The 6,059-nt window shown below is 70.8% G+C and carries 2 protein-coding genes; both read right to left on the minus strand.

Annotation, left to right across the window (positions count from 1 at the left end; genetic code table 11):
- Window positions 1-639, minus strand: a 639-nt coding sequence (locus tag AB0G02_RS26170) for an AfsR/SARP family transcriptional regulator (protein ID WP_360798422.1), incomplete at its 3' end; no start/stop codon positions are given.
- 129 nt (window positions 640-768) lie between these two features.
- Window positions 769-5,955, minus strand: coding sequence for an RHS repeat-associated core domain-containing protein (locus AB0G02_RS26175; protein WP_360798425.1), 5,187 nt, complete (start codon window positions 5,953-5,955; stop codon window positions 769-771).
- Between the last annotated feature and the right edge of the window lie 104 nt (window positions 5,956-6,059).

A 6,059-nucleotide genomic window follows, 5' to 3' on the forward strand; every position in this document is an offset into this window, starting at 1 on the left:
GTGCCGGCGACCGCTGCGGACCAGGGCGAGCAGCAACTGCGCGGCCACGCGCTCGTCCAGCGGGTGCTCGTCGGCCAGGGCCGTCAGCACGGGCACCAGCACGTCGTGCCCGCCCAGGGCCAGGCTCGCGTCGTGCTGGTCCAGGCGGGCCGCCAGGTGCTCGTTCTCCAGCACGGCGCGCGTCCCGGCGAACCACGGGGTGTCCACACCGGCGAACGCGGGCCCCGTCCACAACGCCAGCGCCTCGGTGAGCACCGAGCACTTCGCCGCGGTGTCCGAGATCCCGGCCGCCTGCTTGACCAGGCGGCGGAAGCGGTGCAGGTCCACGGTGTCGGGGTCGGTCTCCAGCGCGTAACCGCGCGAGCCGCGGGTGATGACGACGCCCTCGACGCCTTCGAGGGACGTGCGCAGCCGGGACAGGTAGGTGTAGAGCGCTTCGCGCGGCCGGCGCGGCGGGTGCTCGCCCCAGACCCGATCGGTGAGGACGTCGAGCGGCACGGGCGCGTTGACCTCGACCAGGAGCGTGGCGAGCACGCCGAGCTGCCGGCGGTGCTCGATCGGCACCCGCTCACCGCTCACGACGACCCGGACGTCCCCGAGCACCCGGAACCGCAGCACGACGTCCCCCAGCCCGACCACCCGACCGGTGCCCCTACCGGTCGCGGTCCCCCGTTGACCTCCTCGCACTCTAACAAGCGGAGGGCAGCCGGACAGGCCCGGCAGGTGGTCCTGCCGGGCCTGTCGGCCGGGGTGCGGGTCGGAACCCGGTCAGAACATGGCCCTCCCCCCGCCGCTGTTGCGGTGCACCATGCCGTCATCGGTCTCGTAGAACCCGGACCGCTTCGAGTTCTCGCTGCCCCAGCGGTAGTCGTCGCTCGGGTTCGGCCGCCCGGTGCTCTTGTTCTTCTTGGTCGGTTGCGGACCGAGGTTCGTGCGGCCGGGCATCTTCTGCTGGTCGATCCGCTCCTTGCGGCTGAAGATGCAGTCGGACGGAACGGCCAGACCGGACTTGCAGTAGGAGGCGCCGAGCGGGCGCACGGCGTCCGGTGAGTCGCAGCTGATGGTCTGCGACCGGTTGCCGGCGGCGTAGCAGCCCATGTCGGTGGCCGGCGCGGCCTTCATGGCTTCTTCCTCCTGCTCCCACTGCTTGCGCTTCGCCTCCTCGATCTGCGCTTGCCCCTCCACGTGGCGTTCTTCGGCGTAGTGGGCCTCGAAGGTCATCCACGCGGGCGTGGCGGTGCCCAGGGCGGCGCCGTCGAGCCCCTTGCTGGCGCCCTCGACCACCCTGCTCGCGGTCGACGCCGACTCCTCGGCCACCGACGCGGCTCTCAGCGCCTTGTCGGCGCCCTTGATCGCGAAGCCGAGCGCCTTGCCGTAGATGCCGGTCACGGCGGAGATCCCGTCGAGCACGGCCGTCCCGTAGTGGCCGTCCTTCACCGAGATGACGGCGTCCGCGACCGAGCTGACCACGGCCACGGCGCAGAACACCATCCCGATCGGCCCCGGGATCAACGCGCCGATGCTCGCGAACGTGGAGATCGCGCCGAACACCCGTCCCCACAGGCTTCGACCGGACGGGTCCGCGTAGGTGAGCGGGTTGTTGTCCGAGTAGGTGTACCCGTTCATCGTCTGCGGGTCGTTCATGGTCAGCAACGAGTCCACCGACAGGAATCGGCCCAGCGCCGGGTCGTACTCGCGGGCCCCGAGGTGCACCAGCCCGGTGGACGGGTCGTTCGTCCCGCCCACGAAACCGCGCTCGCCGGGGAACGCCGCCGCACCGCCGCGCGCCCCGCCGAACGGCGTCTGCCACCGCCGGGAGACCTGGAGGTTCACGCTGTTCACGGCGATCTGCGAGGTGCCCTGGTGGTCGCCGGCCAGCCAGGTCAGGCCGGCCGAGTCGCGCGTCGCCACCGTCTGGTCACCGAACCGGTAGTACCGGGTGGCCGACTTCACGCCGGTCGACCTGGCCACCCGCAGTTCCTGGCCGTCCAGGTACACCGTGGTGCCGGCGGGGTCGCGGCGCAGCAGCCGCTCGCCGTCCGCGTCGTAGACGAACTCGGTGGCGCTGCCGCCCCGGGTCACCTTGGCCAGGTGGCCCTCGGCGTCCCAGTCCAGCACCTCACCCGGCTTGACCTTGACGTTGCCGGCCGCGTCGTAGGCCACCTCGCCGGAGGAGTCCACGCCCGGTCCCTTGGTGGTGATCGCGTTCACCGCGTGCGCCCGCGGTTGCCCCGACGCCGGGTACCTCGACGTCTGGACGGTGTCGCCGCCCTTCGCGTGCTGGACCTGGGTCAACCGGTTGCCGCTCACGTCGTAGGTGAACGACTGCCAGTACGGCGCCACCCCGCCCAGCGTCGCGACGTCCGGGTCCGTGCCGCACCCGGCCGACGCCGGCGTCCACGCCTCGGTGAGCCGCTGGAGGTGGTCGTAGCGGAAGCACTGGGTGTCGGCCTGGCCGGGGGCCTTGTCCGACACCGACGTGACGTTCCCGGACGGGTCGTAGGCGTAGTTGACGTCGGCCCGCATCGGGTTCGGCACCTCGGCGTCCACGATCGACCGCTGGAGCCTGCGGGTGTTGGGGTCGTAGTAGTTCGACAGCCACACCCGCTTGCCCCGGTCGCCCAGGGTGGTGCGGGCGATCTCGCCGTACCGGGTGTACTCGGCCTTGGACACGTAGTCGACCGTGTCGCCGTCGCCGCCGGTCATCGTCAGCGGGTTGCCGAGGTCGTCGTAGGTGTAGGACACCGACTCCGTCGCCAGGCCGGCCACCTCCGTGAAGCTACGACCGGCGACGTGGCCGTCCGCTTTGTACCCGATGTACGTCGTGTACGAACCGGCCAGGCCCGGCTCCCGCGCGTTCGCCGGGATCGTGATCGTGGATCCGGCGATCTTGCCCAGCGGGTCGTACGCCTCGACTGCGGTGCGGTAGGCGAGGCCGTCGGAGTACCGGGTGGTCGTGGCGGGCAGGCCCTTGCCGAACGGCGCGGTGTCGTAGGTCCACTCCGCCTGCAGCGGGCCCGCCGCCGAGTCGAGGCGCTCGGACGTCTTCCGGTTGAGGTTGTCGTAGCCGAGCACCAGGACCGTGCCGCGGGCGTCCTTCCTGGTGGCCAGGTTGCCGACCTTGTCGTAGGTCAGCGTCATGACGCCCTTGTCCGGGTCCTCGTCCACGACCTTGCGACCGTGCAGGTCGTAGCCGCGCTTCCAGACCTGGCCGGCCGGGTCGACGATCCTGGCCAGCTGTCCGGCGGGCGTGTACGCGTAGGTGGTGCTGTCGTAGGCGCCCTCCGGCTTGGTCCCGTGGTACTGCCGCATCTCCACGAGCCGACCGCGGGCGTCGTAGATCGACGTGCCCGCGTTGGCGCCCGCCGGCGGGGTGACGGTCGTCCGGTCGCCGTCGTAGTCGGCCGTGACCCGCCACAGCTCGCTGACGCCGCCCTTGATCACCTCGGTCTTCTGCCGACCCGCGCCGTCGTAGGTGCTCACCGTCTGGCTGGCGACCTCGGCGTCGCCGGCGATCCAGATCCGGTCGTCCACGGGCGCGTCGTTGAAGTACGGGTTGGTGGTCCGGTGCGAACGGCCCTGCGAGTCGTACGTGGTGTCCGCGATCAGCCGGCCGCCGTTGGGCGCCGGTGTCTGCTTCTGCCGCAGCCTCAGCAGTCCGTCGTAGATCTCCTTGTCGGTCGTGTAGTTGCCGTTCGGGCCGACGGACGTGGTGGTCACCACGGTCGGCTCGTCCTGGCGGTAGGCGTAGGAGAAGTACTGGTTCCCGTGCGGGTTCGACTTCCTCGGCCGGTTCGGCAACCAGACCTCGGTCCGGCGGCCGAGGGCGTCGTAGGTCGTCTCGGTGACGTTGTCGTTGGCGTCCACCACCAGGGTCGGCTGGCCGTAGGAGGTGTCCAGGGTGGTCGTGATCGCCTGGTTCGCCGCGTTGGTCACCACCGTCCGGGTCACCGGGCCGCCCGCCGCCGGCGTGTACGCCGTCTTCGTCTCGTTGTCGTCGGCGTCCTTGGTCGAGGTCACCCGCCCGTAGTCGTCGTACGCGCTGGTGGACCGCACCGTGGTGACCGGGTCCTTGCCGGTCCACTGGTCGAGGTCCTCCAGCCGGGTGACGTTCCCGCGGACCGGTGCGGTCCCCGCGCTGGTGGCGCCGTCGTAGAAGCTCCTGGTGGCCGACACCGCGTCGTCCGGGAACCTCGGGGTGACCGTGCACGCCTTCGCCACCGTCGTCACCAGGGACGGCAGGTCGAGCAGCCACGCGCCGGTGTTCTCGGCGTAGTCGGTGGTCGTGCACAGGTCGTCGGCCGCGGTCGAGGTGTCGCCCAGGTCGTTGGTCCTGGTGACCAGGCCGTGCGCGTTGTAGGTCGGCTCCGTCCGGCTGGTGCGCCAGCCGCCCGCGGCCAGCGCCTTGTAGTCGGTCTGCGGTCCCGGCCGGACCATGTAGGCACGGAACGCGCCGCGGGTCGCCGTCGGCCCCTGGACCGACGGCGTGCTGATCACCTTGGACAACACCTTGGCCGAGTCGCCGTCGAACACGTCGGTCTCGAACTTCAGGCCCTGCAGCCAGCGGTCGTCGTCGCGGGCCGCCTGCTCGGAGTCCACGACCTGCGCCGACCGGGTCCCGCCGGGCAGGCGGTCGCCGTTCATGCCCTGGTAGTAGCGCTCCTCGGTCATGGTCACCGGGCCGGACGGGTCCTCGGGCACGCCCTTGCGGATCTGCACCCGCTTGAAGCCGTGGAACACGTTGTAGTCGCGGTGGTCGTCCTTGGTGAACTCCGAGTCGTCCCACGCCCAGGCGGCCCCGTCCAGGTACGCGTACCTGGTCTCCTGCACCGGGTTGGCCGAGATCCGGTCGGACTCGGTGATCTTCTCGACCACGTACTTGTGGAAGTGGTCGGTCTGCTCGGCGAAGTCCTTCTTCGCCCACTTCACCGGGTAGCACCGCAGCGTGTTGTGCTCCGGCGCCGGCAGCTGCTGCCCGGCCGCGCAGTCCGGCTTGGCGTAGGTGATCCCGATCAGCCCGCCGGACTCCGACTGGATCGCGGTGATCCGGTAGCGCAGCAGCGGACCGATGCCGTCGACCTTCTCCACCCGGTTGGGCATCTTCGTGCCCTCGAACTTCACCGCCGGCAGCTCGATCGACCCGCCGGCCAGGCCGGTGTGCCTGACCCCCTTGAGCCACAGCGCCGGCTTCTCACCGTCGCCGTTCACCGGGAACTGCTGGTCGAGCTGCCACTGCTCGACCGCCCGGTAGCCGGAGCCGTCGCGGACGCTGGTGACCACCCGGTCCAACCGCTTGGTCGACCAGAACGACGGGCCGTGCCGGTCCTTGCAGGTCGACGTGTCGCACTTGTCGTCCCACGGCACGTCCGGCCAGTTGGCCTTGTTGTCCGACGTGCAGGCGCTGCCCGGCACGCACCGGTCGGCGGTGACGAAGTCGACCTCGGCGGCGGCCGGCTCGGCGTTGGCCGCGTTCAGGCCGTACCGCGCGGACTTCAGCGTGCCGCCCCGGGTGTAGGCCACCGCGGCGTCCTTGTTGCCCAGGCCGTAGGAGTTGGTCTCGGCGTCGTAGTCGTAGAGGATCTTGTTGTCGTTGCGGTCGACGACCTGGTCCAGGTTCCACCGCCACGGCATCACGCACTGCGACGCCTCGAACGTCGCCTGGTGGCACGGTTCGCCGGCGTCGTCACCGAAGACGGGCACCTTCCACGTCGAGCCGGCGTCGCCGCGGGACCCGAAGAAGTACTGGGTCCCCTCGACCGTGGTGATCTTCCACGACTCGTTCGCCTCGCCGGGATTGCCGATCCGCTCCACCCGCGCGCCGTCGTCCGAGCGCAGGTGCCAGCCCTTGTCCCGGTCGAGGATCAGGTCGCCGCCGGACCCGCCGTACGACGAGGTGGCGTTGTCGCTGCGCCAGCACATGTCACCGACGTCCTTGGGCGGGGTGGTGCCGTCCATCGTGTCGGCGGCGCACGGGATGTACGAGCGCTCGATGAAGCCGACCGACATGTCCCAGCCGTCACCGATCCACGACGCCTGGTTGTTCGTCGCGCTCGTCCGGC

Source organism: Actinosynnema sp. NPDC023658, assembly GCF_040639995.1.
In the GTDB taxonomy this organism is placed as follows: domain Bacteria; phylum Actinomycetota; class Actinomycetes; order Mycobacteriales; family Pseudonocardiaceae; genus Actinosynnema.

Coding starts and splice junctions, on each gene's coding strand:
- AB0G02_RS26175 (WP_360798425.1), bottom strand. CDS start 5,955: ATGGACGGCACCACCCCGCCCAAGGACGTCGGTGACATGTGCTGGCGC.